Source organism: Actinophytocola sp., assembly GCF_035634895.1.
Lineage (GTDB): Bacteria > Actinomycetota > Actinomycetes > Mycobacteriales > Pseudonocardiaceae > Actinophytocola.
Genome location: NZ_DASQCC010000279.1, coordinates 1 through 21,120, shown reverse-complemented (window position 1 = coordinate 21,120; position 21,120 = coordinate 1). Strand labels below are relative to the sequence as shown.

At 71.0% G+C, this 21,120-nt stretch carries 22 protein-coding genes; 10 read left to right on the top strand and 12 right to left on the bottom strand.

Annotated elements, in window-relative coordinates:
* Positions 1–4 precede the first annotated feature (4 nt).
* Positions 5–460 (bottom strand): peroxiredoxin, encoded by a 456-nt coding sequence (locus tag VET29_RS42740; RefSeq protein ID WP_324932869.1) that lies wholly within the window; start codon positions 458–460, stop codon positions 5–7.
* A 30-nt stretch (positions 461–490) separates the two neighbouring features.
* Here VET29_RS42740 and VET29_RS42735 point away from each other — a divergent pair, with 30 nt between their 5' ends.
* Entirely contained in the window at positions 491–1,099 is a 609-nt protein-coding gene (locus tag VET29_RS42735; protein WP_324932866.1) for a hypothetical protein, read from the top strand.
* Here the strand turns inward: VET29_RS42735 and VET29_RS42730 are convergent.
* Positions 1,089–2,066: a quinone oxidoreductase family protein gene (locus VET29_RS42730; RefSeq protein ID WP_324932863.1), complete on the bottom strand. Its 978-nt coding sequence runs from the start codon at positions 2,064–2,066 to the stop codon at positions 1,089–1,091. The genes VET29_RS42735 and VET29_RS42730 overlap by 11 nt on opposite strands.
* A gap of 87 nt (positions 2,067–2,153) precedes the next feature.
* On the opposite strand from VET29_RS42730, the gene VET29_RS42725 reads away from it, so the two are divergent.
* Complete coding sequence (locus VET29_RS42725; protein ID WP_324932860.1) at positions 2,154–2,750, top strand: TetR/AcrR family transcriptional regulator; 597 nt, start codon at positions 2,154–2,156, stop codon at positions 2,748–2,750.
* A 115-nt stretch (positions 2,751–2,865) separates the two neighbouring features.
* On the opposite strand, the gene VET29_RS42720 is transcribed toward VET29_RS42725, so the two are convergent.
* The gene (locus VET29_RS42720; protein ID WP_324932858.1) at positions 2,866–3,726 is read right to left on the bottom strand and encodes a 3-hydroxybutyryl-CoA dehydrogenase; all 861 of its coding nucleotides are present in this window, start codon (positions 3,724–3,726) and stop codon (positions 2,866–2,868) included.
* A gap of 12 nt (positions 3,727–3,738) precedes the next feature.
* Positions 3,739–7,008, bottom strand: a complete 3,270-nt coding sequence (icmF, locus tag VET29_RS42715; protein ID WP_324932855.1) for a fused isobutyryl-CoA mutase/GTPase IcmF — start codon at positions 7,006–7,008, stop codon at positions 3,739–3,741.
* 138 nt (positions 7,009–7,146) lie between these two features.
* Between icmF and paaI the strand changes: the two genes are divergently transcribed.
* The 3 genes from paaI (at position 7,147) to VET29_RS42700 (ending at position 9,213) form a co-directional block, all read left to right on the top strand.
* Complete coding sequence (gene paaI, locus VET29_RS42710; RefSeq protein ID WP_324932852.1) at positions 7,147–7,530, top strand: hydroxyphenylacetyl-CoA thioesterase PaaI; 384 nt, start codon at positions 7,147–7,149, stop codon at positions 7,528–7,530.
* A 235-nt stretch (positions 7,531–7,765) separates the two neighbouring features.
* The gene (locus tag VET29_RS42705; RefSeq protein ID WP_324932848.1) at positions 7,766–8,617 is read left to right on the top strand and encodes an oxygenase MpaB family protein; all 852 of its coding nucleotides are present in this window, start codon (positions 7,766–7,768) and stop codon (positions 8,615–8,617) included.
* Positions 8,614–9,213 carry a TetR/AcrR family transcriptional regulator gene (locus tag VET29_RS42700; protein ID WP_324932845.1) on the top strand — a complete coding sequence of 200 codons (600 nt, stop codon included), beginning with the start codon at positions 8,614–8,616 and terminating at the stop codon, positions 9,211–9,213. The genes VET29_RS42705 and VET29_RS42700 overlap by 4 nt, the downstream gene beginning before the upstream one ends.
* Here VET29_RS42700 and VET29_RS42695 read toward each other — a convergent pair.
* The 3 genes from VET29_RS42695 to VET29_RS42685 form a co-directional block, all read right to left on the bottom strand.
* Positions 9,186–9,836 (bottom strand): TetR/AcrR family transcriptional regulator, encoded by a 651-nt coding sequence (locus tag VET29_RS42695; protein ID WP_324932842.1) that lies wholly within the window; start codon positions 9,834–9,836, stop codon positions 9,186–9,188. The two genes, VET29_RS42700 and VET29_RS42695, sit on opposite strands and share 28 nt — an antisense overlap.
* A 29-nt stretch (positions 9,837–9,865) precedes the next feature.
* Complete coding sequence (locus tag VET29_RS42690) at positions 9,866–10,759, bottom strand: hypothetical protein (RefSeq protein ID WP_324932839.1); 894 nt, start codon at positions 10,757–10,759, stop codon at positions 9,866–9,868.
* 105 nt (positions 10,760–10,864) lie between these two features.
* On the bottom strand, positions 10,865–11,386 hold the full coding sequence (locus VET29_RS42685; RefSeq protein WP_324932836.1) for a CGNR zinc finger domain-containing protein: 522 nt from the start codon (positions 11,384–11,386) through the stop codon (positions 10,865–10,867).
* A 243-nt stretch (positions 11,387–11,629) separates the two neighbouring features.
* Between VET29_RS42685 and VET29_RS42680 the strand changes: the two genes are divergently transcribed.
* From VET29_RS42680 to VET29_RS42665, 4 genes are all read left to right on the top strand, one after another.
* Positions 11,630–14,188, top strand: coding sequence for a bifunctional FO biosynthesis protein CofGH (locus VET29_RS42680; RefSeq protein ID WP_324932833.1), 2,559 nt, complete (start codon positions 11,630–11,632; stop codon positions 14,186–14,188).
* A 175-nt stretch (positions 14,189–14,363) separates the two neighbouring features.
* A complete protein-coding gene (locus VET29_RS42675; protein WP_324932830.1) occupies positions 14,364–15,449 on the top strand; it encodes an S-(hydroxymethyl)mycothiol dehydrogenase in 1,086 nt (361 codons plus the stop codon).
* On the top strand, positions 15,450–16,073 hold the full coding sequence (locus tag VET29_RS42670; protein ID WP_324932827.1) for an MBL fold metallo-hydrolase: 624 nt from the start codon (positions 15,450–15,452) through the stop codon (positions 16,071–16,073).
* Positions 16,074–16,108: 35 nt separating this feature from the next.
* Positions 16,109–17,359, top strand: coding sequence for an aspartate aminotransferase family protein (locus VET29_RS42665; protein WP_324932824.1), 1,251 nt, complete (start codon positions 16,109–16,111; stop codon positions 17,357–17,359).
* On the opposite strand, the gene VET29_RS42660 is transcribed toward VET29_RS42665, so the two are convergent.
* The 5 genes from VET29_RS42660 to VET29_RS42640 are packed head-to-tail and all read right to left on the bottom strand — an operon-like array spanning position 17,350 to position 20,714.
* Positions 17,350–18,222, bottom strand: coding sequence for an SRPBCC family protein (locus tag VET29_RS42660; RefSeq protein WP_324932822.1), 873 nt, complete (start codon positions 18,220–18,222; stop codon positions 17,350–17,352). The two genes, VET29_RS42665 and VET29_RS42660, sit on opposite strands and share 10 nt — an antisense overlap.
* Positions 18,215–18,526, bottom strand: coding sequence for a metalloregulator ArsR/SmtB family transcription factor (locus VET29_RS42655; RefSeq protein ID WP_324932819.1), 312 nt, complete (start codon positions 18,524–18,526; stop codon positions 18,215–18,217). The genes VET29_RS42660 and VET29_RS42655 overlap by 8 nt, the downstream gene beginning before the upstream one ends.
* Positions 18,527–18,559: 33 nt before the next feature.
* Positions 18,560–19,390: a class II fructose-bisphosphate aldolase gene (locus VET29_RS42650; RefSeq protein ID WP_324932816.1), complete on the bottom strand. Its 831-nt coding sequence runs from the start codon at positions 19,388–19,390 to the stop codon at positions 18,560–18,562.
* Entirely contained in the window at positions 19,318–19,815 is a 498-nt protein-coding gene (locus VET29_RS42645) for a hypothetical protein (protein WP_324932814.1), read from the bottom strand. Before VET29_RS42645 ends, VET29_RS42650 begins: the two co-directional genes overlap by 73 nt.
* Positions 19,812–20,714 carry an ROK family protein gene (locus VET29_RS42640; protein WP_324932811.1) on the bottom strand — a complete coding sequence of 301 codons (903 nt, stop codon included), beginning with the start codon at positions 20,712–20,714 and terminating at the stop codon, positions 19,812–19,814. The genes VET29_RS42645 and VET29_RS42640 overlap by 4 nt, the downstream gene beginning before the upstream one ends.
* 40 nt (positions 20,715–20,754) lie before the next feature.
* Here VET29_RS42640 and VET29_RS42635 point away from each other — a divergent pair.
* Positions 20,755–21,120: DeoR/GlpR family DNA-binding transcription regulator (locus VET29_RS42635; protein ID WP_324932808.1), on the top strand; the 366-nt coding region annotated here is incomplete at its 3' end.

Here is a 21,120-nt window from a genome sequence, read left to right as displayed (position 1 = left end):
CGGCTCAGGCCGTGCGCGCCGCCAGCACCTCGAGTGCCCGGTCGGCGTGCACGGCCATCCGCAGCTCGCTCTTGATGACCGCGAGGAGCTTGCGGTCGGTGTCGATCACGAACGTCTGGCGGCGGGTCAGCAGCGGCCCGAAGCCGCGCCGCACGCCGAACCGCGTGGCCACCGCACCGTCCGCGTCGGACAGCAGCGGGAAGTCGAAGGAGTTCTGCTCGCTGAAGGCCGCCTGCTTGTCGACGGCGTCGGGGCTGATGCCGACCCGGTGCGCGCCGGCCGCCGCGAACTCCGCGGCCAGGTCGCGGAAGTGGCAGCTCTCCGCGGTGCAGCCCTTGGTCATGGCGGCGGGGTAGAAGAACAGGACCACCGGCCCGGTCTCCAGGAACTCCCGCAGCGCACGGGTCTTGCCGGTCTCGTCCGGCAGCTCGAAGTCCGGTGCGATCTCCCCAGCCTTCATGTGCGGGGTCCTCTCTGGGAGCATGTGCCGGTGGACGTCACCACCACCCCCAGTCTGCCGCTCCGCGCCGCGCGTGTGGTCACCGAGGTCCTGTCTCCTGCCGTGATCGTCGTCGCGTTGCCGTTGGCGGTCGCGTGGTACGGCACCGGTCACCAGGTCGTGCCCACCGCCGGCTGGGGCCTGCTGGTCGCCCTGTTCTACAGCGTGATCCCGATGGTGATCATGGTCCGCGGCGCCCGGCGGGGGAGGTGGGACGGCCACTGGGTGCGCGAGCGCGAGCGGCGGATCGTGCCGTTCCTGCTGTGCCTGGTGTCCACTGTGACCGGTCTGGTGATCATGCTGCTGGGCGGCGCGCCCCGCGAGGTGATCGCGCTGGCCTGGTCGATGATCGCGACACTGCTGGCAGTCCTGGCGATCACGCGCTGGTGGAAGGTGTCCGTGCACGCCACGGTCGCCGGCGGCGCCGTCGCGACGGTCGTGCTGCTGTACGGGCCGTGGTACCTGCTGCTCGTGCTGGCCGTGGCCCTGGTGGCCTGGTCCCGCGTGGTGGTCGAGGACCACACCGCCGCACAGGTCGTGGTCGGCGCCCTGCTCGGCCCGGTCGTCGGCGGTGTGGTGTTCCTCGCCCTCAGGGGATGAGCAGGACCCGGCCGAGATTCTCGCGGGTCTCGAGGATCCGGTGTGCCTCCGCGACCTCGCTCAGCGGCAGTCGCGTGTGGACGGAGGTGCGGAGCCGGCCGGCGGCGAAGTGTTCGGTCAGCTCCGCGACCTCGGCCGCGGCCTGCTTGGGCGCGGCGGCGCGGTAGGCCAGCAGCGAGAAGCCGGCCACCGACCGCATCAGGATCAGGTCGCGGACCGCGATGTCGCCGAGGTCGCCGGACGCCGCGCCGTAGACCACGACCCGGCCGAAGGGCGCGAGCAGGCCGAAGCTGCGCTGCCGCGTCTGGCCGCTGATCGAGTCGAGCACCACGTCGACACCGCCCGGCACGGTCTCCCGGACCCGCTCCGGCCAGTCGTCCGCGGTGTAGTCGACGGCCACGTCCGCGCCGTGCTCGCGGGCGAAGTCGAGCTTCGCCGCCGACCCGGCCGTTGCGATGACCGTGCCCGCGCCCTCGAGCTTGGCGAGCTGAAGCGCGAGGTGGCCGATGGCGCCCGCGGCAGCGTGCACGAGCACCGTCTCGCCGGACTTGATCCGACCCGTACGGATGATGCCGAGCGCGGTGGGGCCCGCGCTGGACAGCATGCTGGCGTCGGCGTCGTCGACGCTCGCCGGCACCTCGGCGAGCCAGTCGGCGCCGGCGACCACGTAGTCGGCGAACGCGTCCGGGTCGCACAACGCCGAGACCCGCCTACCCCGCAGCGACGGATCCACGCCCGGCCCGACGGCCTCGACGGTGCCGACGACGTCGCCGGTGGGGGAGCCGGGCAGCGGGCGCTGGAAGAGCGTCCCCGCCATCGGTCCGCGCCGGAACTTGGTGTCGACGAAGTTGGCCCCGATGATGTCGGCTCGGATGAGCACCTGGCCCTCACCGGGCGCCGGAGTGTCCACGTCCTCGACTTTCAGCACTTCAGGGCCGCCGTACTCGTAATAGCGGACTCGCCGCACGGTATTCTCCTGCCTGACGAACTTAACTGGACTCGCGGTCAAGTTACCTCTAACTTGACCGCCGGTCCATTTGTTGTGAGGTGAGGTATGCGTCAGGACGCGGCCCGCAACCGCCGCGCGATCCTGGAGGCGACCGAGGAGCTGCTGAGGAGCCACCGCCCCGACGAGGTGACGATCGAGCAGGTCGCGGCCGCGGCGGGTGTCGGCAAGGGGACGGTCTTCCACCGCTTCGGCAGCCGGATGGGCCTGATGGTGGCCCTGATGCAGGAACGCGCGCTGGAGCTGGGCGAACTGGTGCACTCTGGCGAACCGCCACTGGGCCCCGGCGCACCGGCCCGCGACCGCCTACTGGCGTTCCTGTCCGCGGTGGTCGAGGTCGTGGGCCGCAACAAGGGCCTGATGGCCGCCCTGGGCCAGGAGGTCGCCGCGATGGCCAGGCCGCACAACGGCCCGGCCCGTGAACACCCCATCTACGACATGTGGCACACCCACGTCAGCACCCTGATCAAGACCGAACGCCCAGACCTGGACGCCGACCTCCTGGCCGACCTCCTCCTGGCGGGCCTGCACAGCGACCCGATCCTCACCCTCCTGGAACGCGGCGAGACAGACCGCCTGACCGCAGCCCTCCACACCCTGGCCACCGGCGCCCTGAACACCCGCGAGTCCCGCCCCCAGCCATAGCGAGTCCCGCGTTCAAACACACCGAGTTGCGGTTTCGTGCACCTTCCGCATGCACGAAACCGCAACTCGCTATGTGCGAACGCGGGACTCGCGGTGTTTGAGCGCGGGACTCGCGTTAGCTGTAGTCGTAGAAGCCGCGGTTGCTCTTCTTGCCGAGGAGGCCCGCGTCGACCATGCGGAGCAGTAGCGGTGGGGGTGAGTACAAGGGCTCCTTGAACTCCGCGTACATCGACTCCGCGATGGCCTTCGTCGTGTCGAGGCCGATCAGGTCGGTCAGCGCCAGCGGGCCCATCGGGTGCGCGCAGCCCTGCACCATGCCGGTGTCGATGTCCTCCGGGGACGCGAAGCCGGACTCCAGCATCCGGATCGCGGACAGCAGGTAGGGCACCAGCAGCGCGTTCACGACGAAACCGGCGCGGTCCTGCGACAGGATCACCTGCTTGCCCAGCTTGCCCTGGGCGAACGCCTGCGCCCGCGCCTTCGTGTCCTCGGCGGTCAGCAGGGACGGGACCAGCTCCACGAGCTTGAGCACCGGCACCGGGTTGAAGAAGTGGATGCCGATCACCTGCTGAGGCCGGGACGTCGCCATGCCCAGCTTCATGATCGGGATCGACGACGTGTTGGACGCGAAGACCGCCGTCGGGTCGGTGACGACCTTGTCGAGCGAGGCGAACACGTCGGTCTTGGCCTGCTCGTTCTCCGCGACGGCCTCGACCACCAGCTGCCGGTCCGCGAACTCACCCAGGTCAGGCGTGAACCGGATGCGGTCGTACGCGGCCGCGCGGTCGTCCTCGGACAGCTTGCCGTTGCGGACGGCCCTGGCCAGGGACTTCTCGACCCGTGCCTGGCCGGCCTTCAGCGCGTCCGCCGACACCTCCGTGACCACGACGTCCAGCCCGGCCCGCGCGGCCACCTCCGCGATGCCCGACCCCATCAGGCCACACCCGACGACCCCTACCCGCTCGATCCCGCTCAAAGAACCCCTCCGTCACACGTTGCGCCGGTACTGGCCGCCGACCTCGAAGAACGCATCGGTCACCTGTCCCAGCGTGCACACCCTGGCCGCGGCCATCAACTCACCGAACACATTACGGTCCTCGGCGACGGCCGTCCGCAACCGGCGCAACGCCTCCTCGGCCTCGGTGGCGTGCTCGGCCTGGTACGCCCGCGTCCGGTCGACCTGCGACCGCTTCTCGTCCTCGGTCGCCCTGGCCAGCTCGATGGTGCGGTCCTCGTCAGCGCCCTCTCCGCCCTTCGACGGCAGGAACGTGTTGACGCCGATCAGCGGCAGCGAGCCGTCGTGCTTGCGCTGCTCGTAGAGCATCGACTCGTCCTGGATGCGACCGCGCTGGTAGCCGGTCTCCATCGCGCCCAGCACGCCGCCGCGCTCACTCAGCCGCTCGAACTCGGTGAGCACGGCCTCCTCGACCAGGTCGGTCAGCTCGTCGATGACGAACGAGCCCTGCAGCGGGTTCTCGTTCTTCGACAGGCCCCACTCCTTGTTGATGATCAGCTGGATGGCCATCGCGCGGCGGACGGACGACTCCGTCGGGGTGGTGATCGCCTCGTCGAAGGCGTTGGTGTGCAACGAGTTGCAGTTGTCGTACAGCGCGCACAGCGCCTGCAGCGTGGTGCGGATGTCGTTGAAGTGCATCTCCTGCGCATGCAGTGACCGGCCGGAGGTCTGCACGTGGTACTTGAACTTCTGCGACCGCTCGTTCGCCCCGTAGCGCTCCCGCATGGCCACGGCCCAGATCCGCCGCGCGACCCGGCCGATCACGTTGTACTCGGCGTCGAGGCCGTTGGAGAAGAAGAACGACAGGTTGGGCGCGAAGTCGTCGATGTCCATGCCGCGCGCGAGGTAGGACTCGACGTAGGTGAACCCGTTGGCCAGCGTGAACGCGAGCTGGCTGATGGGGTTCGCGCCGGCCTCCGCGATGTGGTACCCCGAGATCGACACCGAGTAGAAGTTGCGGACCTTGTTGGTGATGAACCACTCCTGGATGTCCGCCATCATCCGCAGGGAGAACTCGGTGGAGAAGATGCACGTGTTCTGGCCCTGGTCCTCCTTGAGGATGTCGGCCTGCACGGTGCCGCGGACGTTGGCGAGCGTCCATGCCGCCAACTCCTCGTGCTCCTCGGGCGTCGGCTGGCGGCCGTGCTCGGCGGCGAACTTGTCGACGGTCTGGTCGATGGCCGTGTTCAGGAAGAACGCGAGGATCGTCGGCGCCGGGCCGTTGATCGTCATCGACACGGACGTGGTCGGCGCGGTGAGGTCGAAGCCGTCGTAGAGCGCCTTCATGTCGTCGAGCGTCGCGATCGAGACCCCGGAGGTGCCGACCTTGCCGTAGATGTCCGGCGGGGTGTCCGGGTCGTGCCCGTACAGGGTCACCGAGTCGAACGCCGTGGACAGCCGCGTGGCCGCGGAACCCTCGGACAGGTAACGGAAACGGCGGTTCGTGCGGTACGCGTCGCCCTCGCCGGCGAACATGCGGGCCGGGTCCTCGCCGTCACGCTTGAACGGGAACACGCCGGCCGTGAACGGGAAGTAGCCGGGCAGGTTCTCCTTGCGCAGGAAGCGAAGCAGCGAGCCGCCGTCGTCGAACCGGGGGAGCGCGACGCGCGGAACCCTTGTGCCGGAAAGGGTTTCACGCCAGAGCTGGGTGTGCAGCTCCTTGTCGCGGACCTTGACGACCAGTTCCTCGCCCGCGTAGTCCTCGGCCAGCTTGTGGTGCCGTTCGAGCAGGTCCTCGGTGTCCCGTGCGACGCGGCGCCCGGCCTCCGTCAGGAGCTTGTCGAGGTCCTCGGTCGGGGCGCCCGCCCTGTCCAGCGCGTCGCGGGCCGTGCCGAGCGCGGCGTGCTCGCGCACGGCGGTGACCTGCGTGTCCGTCTCATTGTGATACTGACGAACGGTCTCGGCGATCTCGGCGAGGTAGCGTGCCCGCTGCGGCGGCACGATGGTGGCCGCGCGGGTGGACACCCGGCCGTCGACGGGTGCGAGCGTCGGCTCGCTGACTGGCAGCCCGCCCTCGGTCAGCACGTCGCGCACGTGGTGGTACAGCGCGGTGACGCCGTCGTCGTTGAAGGTCGCGGCGCTGGTGCCGAACACCGGCATGTCCTGCCAGGACGCGCCGAAGGCCTCGCGGTTGCGGACGAGCTGGCGGGCGACGTCGCGCCGGGCGTCCTCCGCGCCGCGCCGCTCGAACTTGTTGATGGCGACGGCGTCCGCGAAGTCCAGCATGTCGATCTTCTCGAGCTGGGAGGCGGCGCCGAACTCGGGCGTCATCACGTACAGCGAGCTGTCGACGAACGGCACGATCGCCGCGTCGCCCTGGCCGATCCCCGGGGTCTCGACGATGACCATGTCGTTGCCCGCCGCCTTGCACGCGGCGATGGCGTCGGTGAGGCCGTCCGGCACCTCGGTGGCCGCGCCGCGGGTGGCCATGGACCGGAAGTAGACGGGGCCGGGGTCGTCACCGCCGGCGCCGCCGAGCGAGTTCATCCGGATCCGGTCGCCGAGCAGCGCGCCGCCGCCCTTGCGGCGGGTGGGGTCGATGGCGATGACCGCGATGCGCAGCTTGTCCTGCTGGTCGACGCGGAACCGCCGGACGAGCTCGTCGGTGAGCGAGGACTTGCCCGAGCCGCCGGTGCCGGTGATGCCGAGGACCGGCACGGACCGCTTGGCCGCCACGTCGCGGATGGCGGTCACGGTGTGGTCGTCCAGGCGGCCCGCCTCGATGGCCGTGATCGTGTGGGCCAGGATGTCGTGGCGCCCGCTGACCAACTCGTCGACGGTGGGCCGCGCGCGGTCGGCGAGGTCGTGGTCGCAGGACTCGATCATCGTGTTGATCATGCGCGCGAGCCCGAGCCGCTGCCCGTCCTCGGGGGAGAAGATCCGCGCGACGCCGCGTTCGTGCAGCAGCGCGATCTCCTCCGGGACGATGACGCCGCCGCCACCTCCGTAGACCTTGATGTGGCCGGCGCCCTGTTCGCGGAGCAGTTCGACCAGGTAGGTGAAGTACTCGACGTGCCCGCCCTGGTAGGCGCTGATGGCGACGCCCTGGACGTCCTCCTGGACGGCGGCGCGGACGACCTCACGCACCGAGCGGTTGTGGCCGAGGTGGATGACCTCGGCGCCCTGCGACTGCAGGATGCGGCGCATGATGTTGATCGCGGCGTCGTGCCCGTCGAACAGGCTGGCCGCGGTCACGAAGCGCACCGGGTGCGTCGGCCGGTGCAACGGTGTCTTCTCGGGCATAAGAATAGTTTGATGTCCTACTTTCGGTCGTGCAACTGATGTGGCGCAGGTCTCCACAGATGTGATATCCCACCAGCGAAGATGTCCGCTCGAGTCCTACTGGAGGCGCACGTGCCGGTGCCCGATTCGGTTCGACGCATGCTCGACGACGACCTGGCGTCGCGGTCGCTGGGCATGCGCCTGGTCGACGCCGGCGCCGGCTTCGCGACCGTCCGCATGACGGTCACCGACACGATGGTCAACGGCCACGCGCTGGCCCACGGCGGTTACGTGTTCCTGCTGGCCGACACGGCGTTCGCCTGCGCCTGCAACAGTCACGGCCCGGTCACGGTGGCCGCCGGCGCCGACATCACGTTCGTGGCGTCGGCCAAGCTGGGCGACGAGCTGGAAGCACGCGCGGTCGAACGAGTCACCTACGGCCGCAGCGGCATCTACGACGTAACCATCACCCGAGCCGACGACGTGATAGCCGAGTTCCGTGGCCGCAGCCGCACCCTCCGCGAGTCCCGCGCCCACCCATAGCGAGTCCCGCGTCCAAACACCGCGAGTCCCGCGTTCAGCCATAGCGAGTCCCGCGTTCACGCACCCTGAGTCGCGGTTTCGTGCTGATCTTGGCCGTGCGCACGAAAACCGCGACTGGGTATGCATGAAACCGCGACTCGGTATGTGCGAACGCGGGACTCGGTGTGTCTCAACGCGGGACTCGCGGTGTGATACAAAGAGGCAGGAGTGTCTCATCGTACTTTAGGAGTGGGGTATGGGTGAGGGTGTGGGGGCTGAGGGCGGGGTGCGGGTGGGGCCTGGGACGTTGCACTGGCGGTATGCGGGTGAGGTGCGGGGGTATTTGTTGCTGGTCAAGGCTGGGTTGCTGCAGTTGATGCATCCTGGGTTGGGTGCGGGTGTGCAGTACCACTCGGACTTCTTCGACGAGCCGTGGGAGCGGGTTCTCAGGTCCGTGCCCGAGATCCAGGGGGTCACCTTCGACTACCCGGACGGCGACCGCACCGCGCGCAGGATCCGCGACTTCCACCACCACATCAAGGGCACCGACGCCCATGACCGCCGCTACCACGCACTCGACCCGGAGACCTACTTCTGGGCGCACGCCACGATCTTCGACGCGCTGTTCCAGATGATCGACATGTACGACCACCCGATGTCCGACGGCGAGAAGGAGCAGCTCTACCAGGAGGGCTGCACCGTCTACCGCGCCTACGGCGTCAGCGAGCGGGTCATGCCGACCGACTGGCCGAGCTTCCAGCGCTGGTTCGACACGATGTGCCACGAGCGCCTGGAGATCACGCCGGCGGCGGCCCGCCTCGTCCAGTTCGCCAAGGAACCGCCCGAGAGCTTCCCGCTCGTGCCCGCCGCGCTCTACCGGGTCGCGCGCAAGCCCTCCGCCAAGCCGCTCTGGTGGCACGCCGTCGGTACGCTGCCGCCCGTGGTGCGGGACATGATCGGTGAGCGGTGGACCGACCGGGACGAGCGCCGTCACCAGCGGGTTCGCCAGGTGATCCGCAAGACGTGGCCCGTGCTGCCGGCCCGCCTCCGCTACACCGCCCGAGCCCGCGCCGGCTACCAACGGGTCGGGATCGGGCCCCTCGGATGAGCTCGCTGCTCGACCTCGTACTCGCCGACCCGGACACCGACGACGTCGGCGAGTCCATCGTCGATGCCGCGCTCGAGGAGTTCCTCGCCTACGGGCTGCGGCGCACCGCCGTCGACGTCGTCGCCCGGCGGGCGGGGGTCTCGCGGGCCACGCTCTACCGGCGCTTCAGGGACAAGGACGCGCTCGTGCAGGCCGTTCTCGTCCGCGAGTGCCGGCGGTTCTTCGGCAGCATCGCGGACGCCGTCGCGAACGTGTCCACCGTCGAAGCGCGGCTCGTCGAGGGCTTCGTGGTCGGGGTCCGCTACGCGCGTGCCGACCGGCTGCTCAACCGCCTGCTCGCCTCGGACGCCGAGGCGTTGCTGCCCTACCTCACCACCAACGGCGCGCTCGTGGTCGCCGCCGCACGGGACTTCCTCGTGCGGCAGGGAGGTTCCGACGAGCCGGTGCGCGACCGCACACCGGCCGGTGTGGCGGAGCTGTTCGTGCGGCTCGCCATCTCGTTCACGCTGATGCCCGACAGCGCCATCCCGCTCGGCACCGACGAGGAGGTGCGTGCCTTCGCCCGTGCCTATCTCGCCCCGCTGATGCGCCCCTGATTGCGCGGAAGCACCACGTCGATCAGTTCCCGGAGATCGGCCTTCGCGCGGTGCCACCGTTTCTGCATATTGGTCGTGTCCTCGTCGGACAGTCCCATCAGCAGAATTCCGCGGATCGCGTCCATTGCCGTGTACATGATGTGCCGGAATCGCGGGTTCGTGGCGTACTCGCCGAACGCGGCCTCGGCGAACTCGATGAGGGACGCGCGTGCCCCCGGTTCCACCCGGGTCAGCTGCTCACGCAACTCGGGATCGGTTCGCGCGGCCACCCACATCTCGATCGTGGCGTAGTTGATCGGCCCCTGGTGGATTTCCCACAGTAACTCGAGTGCGGCCTCCAGCGGGTCGGGCGCCTCGCGAACCTCGTCGATCCGCTCGAACGCGAGCTCCGCCCGTTTCGTGGCGAGGTGCCGCACGGCGGCGGCGACCAGGTCCGCACGAGTGGGGAAATGGTGTACCTGCGCACCACGCGTCACCCCGGCCAGCTCGGTGACTCTGGTCGTGGTCGTGCCCGCGTAGCCGTAGCGAACTAAGCTGTCGACGGTCGCGTCGAGGAGCCGCCGCCGCATCGCGGTGCTGCGCTCCTGCTGGGTTCTTCCTGTCTTCGACTTCCGCACTGGCACAAGGTCAGTGTATTGATCCGAGCTGTTGGTTATCGCGGTGTTGGCCGCCTGAGGATGCCGTAAACACCCAGCCCCGCGGCGACCACGAGCGCGGCCAGTCCGAGTCCGGAAACCGCGATGGCCAGCGGCGGAGCGGTCAGTGGTGAGGTGTGCGTGACCGACTCGACGATGATTACCGTGGCCAGGACCGCGTACCCGACAATACCGAGGCGGACAATTTTTGTTTGCTGATTCTCACCCCAACGGGTGAATGAGAGGAGCCAGGCGAGCGCGGGAATCACGAGGACCGCGTGCATGGTGACGGCGTGCGCGGGCTTCAGAAAGCCGGCCGTCTGGTACGCGATCGAGGGATGCGGCCCGCGGGCCGCGACCGATCCGGTCGCGATCATGGCCGCGCCGGCCGCCAGCGCGACGAGCAACGTCGCGAACCCGAACCGCAACGCGAGCCGCATCGCCGGGGTCTGCCGGCGCCCGGCACGGAACGCCGCGAGCGTCATGCCGATGATCGTCACGATGATGACGAACCCGCCGGCTGCGAGCGTCATAGACACCGCGGTGTCGAAGCCGGTCTCGAAGTTGAAGTGCGACGGCACACCGCGCCACGCCTGCATGGACACCAGCGCGGTCTCGACCACCGACACGGCGGTGAACGCGCCGAGCAGGACGCCCCGGGCGCGCCCGGTCAGCGGGATGAGCTGGCTGGTCCACGCGACCGTGGCCAGCGTCAGTCCGAACGAGAGACCGAAGGTCGCGGCCTTGCGCAGCGACGTCGGCCCGGTCCAGCTGCCGCCCGTGACGAGCAGGACGACCACGTGGGCCAGGCCGCCGGCGAACAACACCGCCCCGACGATGAACGCGACGCGCTCGACGCGGGCGCCGTCGCGCCAGGATTCCTTCAGGGAGCTCAGGATGCGGCTCAACATGGTCGTCAGTGTGCTGGGGTTCGGCCGCGAGGTCGTCGCCTCACGGTGGGCTTCGCGCCTACGTCGTCGGTCGTATGCGTCGAGGCTCCTCGAGCTCCGCGAAAGCTAGGCCAGCTTCTTGGCCCGGTGCCGGCGCACGGCGTCGCGGTTGGCGCAGGAGGGCGAGCAGTACCGCTGCGTCCCACCCCGGCTGAAGTCGGCGAACGGGGCGCGGCACTCATCGAGGGCGCACCGGCGCAGCCGCGTCATGCCGCGGCCGGTCAGGTGCAGCGCGGTGCCCACGGTGATCAGCGCGCGCAGCACGCCCGCGAGCGGCAGGTCCGAGTCGCGGTAGTGGATGTGCCACCCGTCGCCGGCGTGGTTGGACAGTCGCGGGTACGCCGCGGACTGGGCGAGCAGGCGGTTGAGCCGCTCGGCCCGCACGTCCGCCGACTCGGCGTCGACCACCCCGAGCCACAGGGCGAGGAACCGTTCGGTCTCGTGCAGGTCGCTCGCGGTCGGCGCCACGTCGACCACCACGCCGGCCGTCACGCAGCGTCTGGCCAGCTCGGCGCCCGTGCGGGGTGGGTAGTTGACGAGGTCGACGGCCAGCCGGACGGGATCCTCGCCGTAAGGGTTCAAATGCACAAGGGCATTACAGCAGACTGGGTGGCATGAACGGAACACATCGCTGGAAAACGACGTCGAGCCATGTCACGAGCGAGGGATGGGTGGTCTACCAGCGGTGTTCCTGCGGCCGGACGCGAGTGCTGCTCAACTCCGTACCGATCGGAATGATCCGCGAGCCCGCGAGGTTGGGCTGAACATCACGTGCGCGAATGTCATGGGTGGCGGCTAGCTTGGGGGCTGGACGCCTGGGAAGGGGAGCTAGTGACAGACGGGTTCGTACCCAGCGAGTCGGCCATCCGCCGCGCGTCGCGGCGTGCGCGGGACGGTGTCGCGCTCGACGCGACCGAGGCGGAGACCCTGCTGCACGCGAGAGGCGAGCAGCTGGACGCGCTGTTCGAGGCGGCGTCGCGGGTTCGGGACCAGGGCCTCGAAGCCGTCGGTCGCGATCGGACGATCACCTACTCCCGCAGCGTCTTCGTGCCGTTGACCAGGCTGTGCGCCGACCGCTGTCACTACTGCACGTTCGCGACGGTGCCGGGCCGGTTGCCGGCCGCGTTCCTGTCCGAGGACGAGGTACTGGACATCGCGCGCAAGGGCGCCGCGGCCGGGTGCCGCGAGGTGTTGATCACGCTCGGGGACAAGCCCGAGGCCCGCTGGGACGCGGCGCGGACCTGGCTGGAGGAGGCCGGGTACCCGGACACGCTGTCCTACGTCCGGGCGATCTCGGTCAAGATCCTGGAGGAGACGGGTGTGCTGCCGCACCTGAACCCGGGCGTGCTGACCTGGCAGGACTTCCAGCGGCTGAAGCCGGTGTCGGCGTCGATGGGCATGATGCTGGAGACCACGGCGACGCGGCTGTGGTCGGAGCCGGGCGGCCCGCACTACGGGTCGCCGGACAAGGAGCCCGCCGTCCGGCTGCGGGTGCTGGAGGACGCGGGCCGCTCGAACGTGCCGTTCACGACCGGGATCCTGCTGGGCATCGGCGAGACCCTGGCGGAGCGGGTGGACTCGCTGTTCGCGATCCGGCGCGTCGCCAGGCAGTACGGGTCGATCCAGGAAGTGATCATCCAGAACTTCCGGGCCAAGCCGGACACCGCGATGCGTGGCATGCCGGACGTCGAGGCCCAGGAGCTGGCCGCGACCGTCGCGGTGGCGCGGCTGGTGCTGGGACCGAAGATGCGGATCCAGGCACCGCCGAACCTGATCGCGGGGGAGTACGAGCTGCTCCTGCGGGCGGGGATCGACGACTGGGGCGGCGTCTCGCCGCTGACGATCGACCACGTGAACCCCGAGCGCCCGTGGCCGCGGCTGGCGGAGCTGGCGGAGCACACGCGGGCGGCCGGGTTCGAGCTGGCCGAGCGGTTGCCGATCTACCCGGAGTACGTGACGCAGGGCGAGCCGTGGATCGACCCGCGGGTGGCCCCGCACATCGCCGCGCTGGCCGGCCCGTCCGGCCTGGCCGATCCCGACGCCTCGATCGTGGGACGGCCGTGGCAGGAGCCGGAGGTCGCGCTCGTCTCCTCCGGCCGCACCGACCTGAACACCACCATCGACACCGCCGGCCGCACCGAGGACCGTCGTGAGGACTTCGACTCCGTGTACGGCGACTGGGACGAGCTGCGTGCCCAGGTGGGTGCCATGCGTGGCGTGGCGACGCGGGGCGAGTTCGCGACCGCGCTGCGGCACGCGGAGGCCGACCCGGCCGGACTGTCCGACGCCGACGCGCTCACGTTGCTGTCCGCGGAGCAGGGCCAGGAGATCGAGGCGTTGGCCGCCCTGGCCGACGACATCCGGCGGGACACCGTCGGCGACGACGTGACCTACGTGGTCACGCGCAACATCAACTTCACGAACGTCTGCTACACCGGCTGCCGGTTCTGCGCGTTCGCGCAGCGGCGTACGGACAGCGACGCGTACACGCTGTCGCTGGAGCAGGTCGGGCAGCGCGCGGAGCAGGCGTGGGAGGTCGGCGCGACCGAGGTGTGCATGCAGGGCGGGATCCACCCGGACCTGCCCGGCACGGCGTACTTCGACATCGCCGCCGAGGTGAAGCGGCGGGCGCCCGGCCTGCACGTCCACGCCTTCTCGCCGATGGAGGTCGTGAACGGCGCGTCCCGGACGAACCTGTCCATCCGCGACTGGTTGACCGCGGCCCGCGAGGCCGGGGTGGACTCGCTGCCCGGCACGGCGGCGGAGATCCTGGACGACGACGTGCGGTGGGTGCTGACCAAGGGGAAGCTGCCGACCTCGGCGTGGGTCGAGGTGGTCACGACCGCGCACGAGCTGGGCATGCCGACCACGTCGACGATGATGTACGGGCACGTGGACAACCCGTCGCACTGGGTCGCGCACCTCAAGCTGCTCCGCGACCTCCAGGCCCGCACGGGTGGGTTCTCGGAGTTCGTGCTGCTGCCGTTCGTGCACACGAACGCGCCGCTGTACCTGGCGGGGATCGCGCGGCCGGGCCCCACGTACCTGGAGAACCGGGCGGTGCACGCGCTCGCCCGCCTGCTGCTGCACGGCCGGATCGACAACATCCAGACGTCGTGGGTGAAGCTCGGCGACGACGGCGTGGTCGACGTGCTGCGGGGCGGGGTGAACGACCTGGGCGGCACGCTGATGGAGGAGACGATCAGCCGCATGGCCGGCTCCGCGAACGGCAGCTACAAGACGATCGCCGGCCTGGAGGGGTTGGCGGCGCTCGCGGGCAGGCCCGCTCGCCAGCGCACCACGACGTACGGGGAGGTGCCGGCCGAACGGCTGGCGACCGCGCGTGCCCACGACGGCGTCTGGCGCCCGACCCTGCTCCCGCTGGTGTAGCCCGACTCCCTGGTCCGGACCGTGTACGGCGCGGCCGCCACGGCTCCCTGACCGGCGACGTCGGGCTTCCTACGATCCCTCCGGGACGTCAGATGTCCCGGAGGGGCCTCCCTCAGCGTGCCGTCGAAGCTGGTAGAAGTACTAATCAGCAGCGACGCATGCGAAGGGAAGACACATGGCTCAGCAGGTGCGGGGTGTCATCGCCAGGTCCAAGGGCGCCCCGGTCGAGATCGAGACGATCGTCGTGCCGGATCCCGGGCCCGGCGAGGCCGTGGTCAAGATCCAGGCGTGCGGCGTGTGCCACACCGACCTGCACTACCGCGAGGGCGGGATCAACGACGAGTACCCGTTCCTCCTCGGCCACGAGGCGGCCGGGGTCGTCGAGCAGGTCGGCGAGGGCGTGACCGACCTCGCCCCCGGTGACTACGTGATCCTCAACTGGCGCGCGGTCTGCGGCACCTGCCGTGCCTGCCTCCGCGGCCGTCCCTGGTACTGCTTCGCCACCTTCAACGCCTCCCAGCCCATGACCCTCACCGACGGGACGAAGCTCTCGCCGGCGCTCGGCATCGGGGCGTTCGTCGAGAAGACCCTGGTACACAGTGGACAGTGCACCAAGGTCGACCCGGAGGCCTCGCCGGCCGCCGTCGGCCTGCTGGGCTGCGGGATCATGGCCGGCATCGGCGCGGCCGTCAACACCGGCGGCGTCACCCGCGGCGACAGCGTCGCGGTGATCGGCTGCGGCGGGGTCGGCAACGCGGCCATCGCCGGCGCCCGGCTCGCCGGCGCCACGAAGATCATCGCGGTGGACCTGGACGACCGGAAGCTGGAGTGGGCGAAGGGGTTCGGCGCCACCCACACGGTCAACGCCGGGGAGAAGGACGTCGTCGAGGCGGTCCAGGAGCTGACCGGCGGCTTCGGCGCGGACGTCGTCATCGAGGCGGTCGGCCGGCCGGAGACCTGGAAGCAGGCGTTCTACGCCCGCGACCTCGCCGGCACGGTGGTGCTGGTCGGCGTGCCGACCCCGGACATGCGCCTCGAGATGCCGCTGCTCGACTTCTTCTCCCGTGGCGGCTCGCTGAAGTCCAGCTGGTACGGCGACTGCCTGCCCTCGCGCGACTTCCCGTACCTCGTCGACCTGTACCGGCAGGGGCGCCTGGACCTCGACAAGTTCGTCACCGAGACCATCGCGCTCGACCAGGTCGAGGAGGCGTTCACCAAGATGCACCACGGCGACGTCCTCCGCTCGGTGGTGGTCTTCTAGATGCGCGTCGAGAAGGTCGTCACCTCCGGCACGTTCAACCTCGACGGCGGCAGCTGGGCGGTGGACAACAACGTCTGGCTGCTGGGCGACGACAGCCAGGTCCTGGTGATCGACGCCGCCCACGACGCGCAGGCCATCGCCGACGCCGTGGGGGAGCGCGAGGTGTTGGCCATCGCCTGCACCCACGCCCACGACGACCACGTGAACGCCGCGCCGGCGCTGTCGGCGCTGGTCGACGCGCCGGTGCTGCTGCACCCGGCCGACGAGGTGCTGTGGCGCCTCGCCCACGACACCGACAGGCCGGCGGGCACCCTTGCCGACGGCGACGTCCTGCACGTGGGCGGCACACAGGTGCGGGTGCTGCACACCCCGGGACACGCGCCCGGCGCCGTGTGCTTCCACGTGCCCGACCTGGGCGTGGTGTTCACCGGTGACACGCTGTTCCAGGGCGGTCCCGGCGCGACCGGCCGGTCCCACTCGGACTTCCCGACGATCGTCGACTCGATCCGGGACCGGCTGCTGACACTGCCGCCCGAGACCGTGGTCCACACCGGCCACGGCGACGACACGACGATCGGCGCCGAGGCCCCGCACCTGGACGAATGGCTGGCCAGGGGGCACTAGTGTCCAGCCCACGACCCCACGAGGAGGGTGCGAAGATGGCCGAGTTGTCCCCGATCCTGAAGCAGGCGACGCCGGTGCTCGCCGACCGCGGCGAGGGTGTGTACCTGTACGGCGAGGACGGGCGCCGCTACCTGGACTTCACGGCGGGCATCGGGGTGACGAGCACCGGGCACTGCCATCCGCGCGTGGTCGAGGCCGTGCGCGAGCAGGCCGGCCGGCTCATCCACGGCCAGTACACGACCGTCCTGCACCGGCCGCTGCTCACCCTCACCCAGCGGCTCGGCGAGGTCCTCCCCGCCGGTCTGGACCGGCTGTTCTTCGCGAACTCCGGCAGCGAGGCCGTCGAGGCGGCGCTGCGGCTGGTCCGGCAGGCGACCGCCCGGCCGAACGTCGTGGTCTTCCACGGGTCCTTCCACGGCCGGACGGTCGGCGCGGCCTCGATGACGACCTCGGCGACGAAGTTCCGCGCCGGGTTCGCGCCGCTGATGGGCGGCGTGGTCGTGTCGCCGTTCCCGACCGCCTACCGCTACGGCTGGTCCGAGGAGGAGGCGACCCGGTTCGCGCTGCGCGAGCTGGACTACACCCTGCAGACGCTGTCCGCCCCCGCCGAGACCGCCGCGTTCTTCGTCGAGCCGGTGCTCGGCGAGGGCGGGTACGTGCCCGCGAACACGGCGTTCCTGCGGGGCCTGCGGGAACGCGCGGACCGGCACGGCATCCTGCTGGTGATCGACGAGGTGCAGACCGGCTTCGGCCGCACCGGCCGGTTCTGGGGCCTCGACCACTTCGATGTCCGTCCGGACGTCCTGATCACGGCGAAGGGTCTGGCCAGCGGCTTCCCGCTGTCGGCGATCGCGGCGCCGGAGGAGCTGATGGCCAGGGCCTGGCCGGGCTCACAGGGCGGCACGTACGGCGGCAACGCGGTCGCGTGTGCCGCGGCCGTCGCCACCCTGGACGTGGTCCGGTCGGAGGGGCTGGTGGAGAACGCCGCGACCCAGGGCGCCCGCCTGCGGGAGGGTCTGGCGAAGGTGGCCGCGGACGCCCCGGCCATCGGTGACGTGCGTGGCCTCGGCCTAATGCTGGGCAACGAGTTCGTCGACCGCGACGGCAACCCGGACCCCGGCGCGGCGGCCCGCGTGCAGCAGGCCGCCTGCGCGGCCGGGCTGTTGCTGCTGACCTGCGGCGCGGCGGGCAACGTCGTCCGCATGATCCCGCCGCTGGTGGTCAACGCCGACCAGATCGACGAGGCCCTGACGCTGTGGCGGCAGGCGGTCGCCGCTCACGCGTAGTGCTTGACCAGCTCCGCCACCCGGTCCTCGGACCAGGATTCGTCCACGCCACCCGTGGCGGCGGCGAAGAACAGCTCCAGGCGGTGGTGCCAGGTCGCCAGGGCGAGCGGTCGCAGCTCGGCCAGCGTCGCGGGCAGGGTGTGCGTCAGCTCGACCCGCTCGCCGAGCTTCGGGTCCGACACGAACTCCCAGCGGACCGTGCCGCCCTGGGACCACTCGTACTCGAGGACCCGCGGCGGCTCCTCTTTCGTCACGTGGCCGGTCTCGAGGCTCCTGGTCAGCACCGGCCAGGTGTCGGCCGGCTTGCGCCACACGAGGTCGCGGGCGAAGCGCAGCTCGTAGCCGTCCGTCGTGGCCGTGACGGTGCCGTCGCCGAGGCCGAACTTCTCGATGTAGTGCGCCATCGGGGTCACCCAGTCCGTGCGGGCCGGCACGGTGGTGCCGTCGAGCCGCGCGGCCAGCTGGTCGAGGCAGCTGTCCCAGCCCGCGGCCGTGCGGCCCGCGGCGAGGAAGCCGGCCCGGCCGCCGCCGATCGTCTGGGAGAACACGAGGGTGCAGCCGTCGCCGTCGGGAATGACCTCGATGCGGAGGACGTCCTGGTGCCAGCGGAACATGAAGACCTTCGGCTCGTCGACCTCCAGCACCTCGCCGTCCCACGCGCCGTCCACGACCGCCTCCTCCGGGAAGACGAACCGCATCGGCGCCCCGGGGCGGAGCTCGGTCTCGACGGCGGCGGGGAACCAGTGCTTCAGCTCGGCGGGGTCGGTCACCGCGCGCCAGACCTTCGCGGGCGGGTGGCGCAGCCGCCGTTCGAAGCGCAGCGTCGGCTCCCCGTTGACGTACGTGAGGTTCGCTTCAGTCATCGCCCATCGTCTCCAGGTGGCGTTCCAGGGCATCCAGGCTGTTCGTCCACATGCGACGGTACGGCGCGAGCCACTGGTCGATCTCGGCCAGCGGGGTCGGGCGCAGCCGGTACCAGCGCCGCTGCGCGTCCTGCCGGACCTCGACCAGGCCGGCGCCCCGCAGCACCTTCAGATGCTTCGACACGGTCGGCTGCGTCAGCGCCAGCCGGTCCACCAGGTCGCCGACCAGCCGCTCCCCGTCACGCAGGAGATCGAGGATCTCCCGGCGCCGCGGCTCCGCCAGCACCTCGAACGTTGATGCCATGAGGGCAATATAGCTCGATGGGCATATAGCGTGTCAACTCGCGAGGATGGCGAGGAGCCTCGCGACCTCCTCGGTCACCGCGGCCCGGCCGGCGCCGAGGTACTTCCTCGGGTCCACCACCGAGGGGTTCGCGGCCAGGAACGCGCGGACCGCACCCGTGAACGCCTTGTTCAGCTGTGTCGCGATGTTCACCTTCGCCATGCCGGCCGCCACCGCGCGCCGCAGGTCGTCGTCCGGCACGCCGGACGACCCGTGCAGCACCAGCGGCACCGGCACGGCCGCCGCCAGCCGCTCGATCAGCCCGAGGTCGACGGTCGCGTCCCGCGTCAGCATCGCGTGCGACGTGCCCACCGCGACCGCCAGCGCGTCGACCCCGGTGGCGGCGACATAGGTGGCCGCCTCCGCGGGGTCGGTGCGGACGCCCGGCGCGTGTACGCCGTCCTTCCCGCCCACCTCGCCCAGCTCCGCCTCGACGTACACCCCGTGCTCGTGGCAGTCCCGCACCACGGCGGCGGTCGCCGCCACGTTGTCCGCATAGGGCATCACCGACGCGTCGTACATGATCGACCCGAAGCCCAGCCGAACCGCCTGCCGCACCAGTGCGACGTCCGTCGCGTGGTCCAGATGCACGGCGACCCGGGCGGACGACGCGCGCGCGACCGCCAAAGCCGCCTGCCCCAACGGTTCCAGCGAACCGTGGTACCGCACGGCGTTCTCGCTGATCTGCAGCACGACCGGTGTCCCGGCCTTCTCGGCCCCCGCGACGATGGCCTCCGCGTGCTCGAGCTGGATCACGTTGAACGCGCCGGCGCCATGGCCCGAGCGCCGGGCGGCGTCGACGATGTCAGCGGTCGGCGTGAGCATGGGGGCTCCTCCAGGTCGGTCACGGCGTCGATCAGCTCGGCCACGCTCGCGGCCACGGCGGCCGGCCGCGCGGCGACACCGGCGGCCAGTGGCGGACCGGAGGTGGACAGGACCACCGGCGTCCCGGTCGCGCGGACCAGCTGCGCGAAGGCGTCATCCGGCAGCCTCGCCGGCAGGCCGCCGGCGAGCACCACGACCGACGCCCGCGCGGCGAGCGCGTGGAACCCGCCGACGAAGTCCGCCCAGTCCGAGATGGACAGCTCCGGGGCCGCCAGGTCGAACAGCGACTCCCGCAACCCCGCGGCCAGCGCCTCCCGGCGAAGGACCGGGTCGCGGACGAGCCCGGTGACCATGACGTCGAGCCCGCGCCCACGCAGCGTCCGTGCCACGGCCAGGTCCTCGTCGAGCGTGACGACCAGGATCACGACGCCGCCCGCCAGGCGAGGATCCCCGCGCCGATACAGCCCGCGTTGTCGCCGAGCGCGGCCCGCACGAGCGTCGGCACGCGCTGGAACGCGAGCCGCCCGGCGAGCGACTCCCGCAGCGGCGCGAGCAGCGTGTCGCCGGACTCGGACAGCCCGCCGCCGATCGCGATGACCTCCGGCGCCAGCAACGTGATCGCGATGGTCAGCGCCGAGGCGAGCCCGTCGATCGCGCGGTCCCACACCGCGACCGCGTCCGGGTCGCCGGCGACGACCGCGGCCGCGACGTCGGCGGCCCTGGTCACCGGCCTGCCGCTGCGTTCGGCGTAGTGCCGCGCGATGAACGCGGCTGACGCGACCGTCTCCAGGCACCCGCGGGTCCCGCACCCGCAGACCGCCCCGCCGGGGTCGACGACGATGTGCCCGATCTCGCCGGCGTACCCGTCGGCGTCGAGCCGGTGCTCGTCGACGAGGAACGCGGCCGCGATCCCGGTGCCGATGGGCATGAACATGGCGTTGCGCACCCCGGTCGCGGCGCCGATGGTGAACTCGGCGAGCCCGCCGGTCCGCACGTCGTGGCCGAGCGCGACGGGCAGCCCGGCGGCGTCGGCGACGAGCCGGCGCAGCGGCAGGTCGCGCCAGCCGAGGTTGACCGCCGCGCGGGCCACCCCGAGCCGCTCGTCGATGATCCCCGGCGCCGCGACGCCCGCGCCGACGACGGTGGCGTCCCCGGCCCTGGCACGCAGCTCGTCGACCAGCTCGACGATCTGGCCGGCGTCGACGGCGCCGTCCACCCGGCGGGTCGGGGTGCGCAGCGTGTGCACCACGTGGAGGTCCTCGGCCACGAGAGCCGACTTGATCGACGTCCCGCCGACGTCGATGGCCGCGACGAGCCGGTCCATGTCACCGCCTTCGCTGGTAGTCCGGGCTACATTGCAGCATGTGGATCGATACGAGCGGCTGAGCACCCTCCTCGACCTGCTCGGGCAGCGGGGCAAGGTGGACGTGGACGACGTCGCCGGTGAGCTGTCGGTCTCCGCCGCGACGATCCGGCGTGACCTGGACCACCTGGCCGAGCAGCAGCTGCTGACCAGGACGCGGGGCGGCGCCGTGGCCAACAACGTGGCCTACGACCTGCCGCTGCGGTACAAGACGGCACGGCAGGCGTCGGAGAAGGAGCGGATCGGCCGGGCCGCGGCGGCGGCGGTGACGCGGGGGAGCGTGGTCGGCCTGAACGGCGGCACCACGACGACGGAGGTGGCCCGCGCGCTGGCGTTGCTCCCGGACCTGAACGGCGCCGAGGAACCG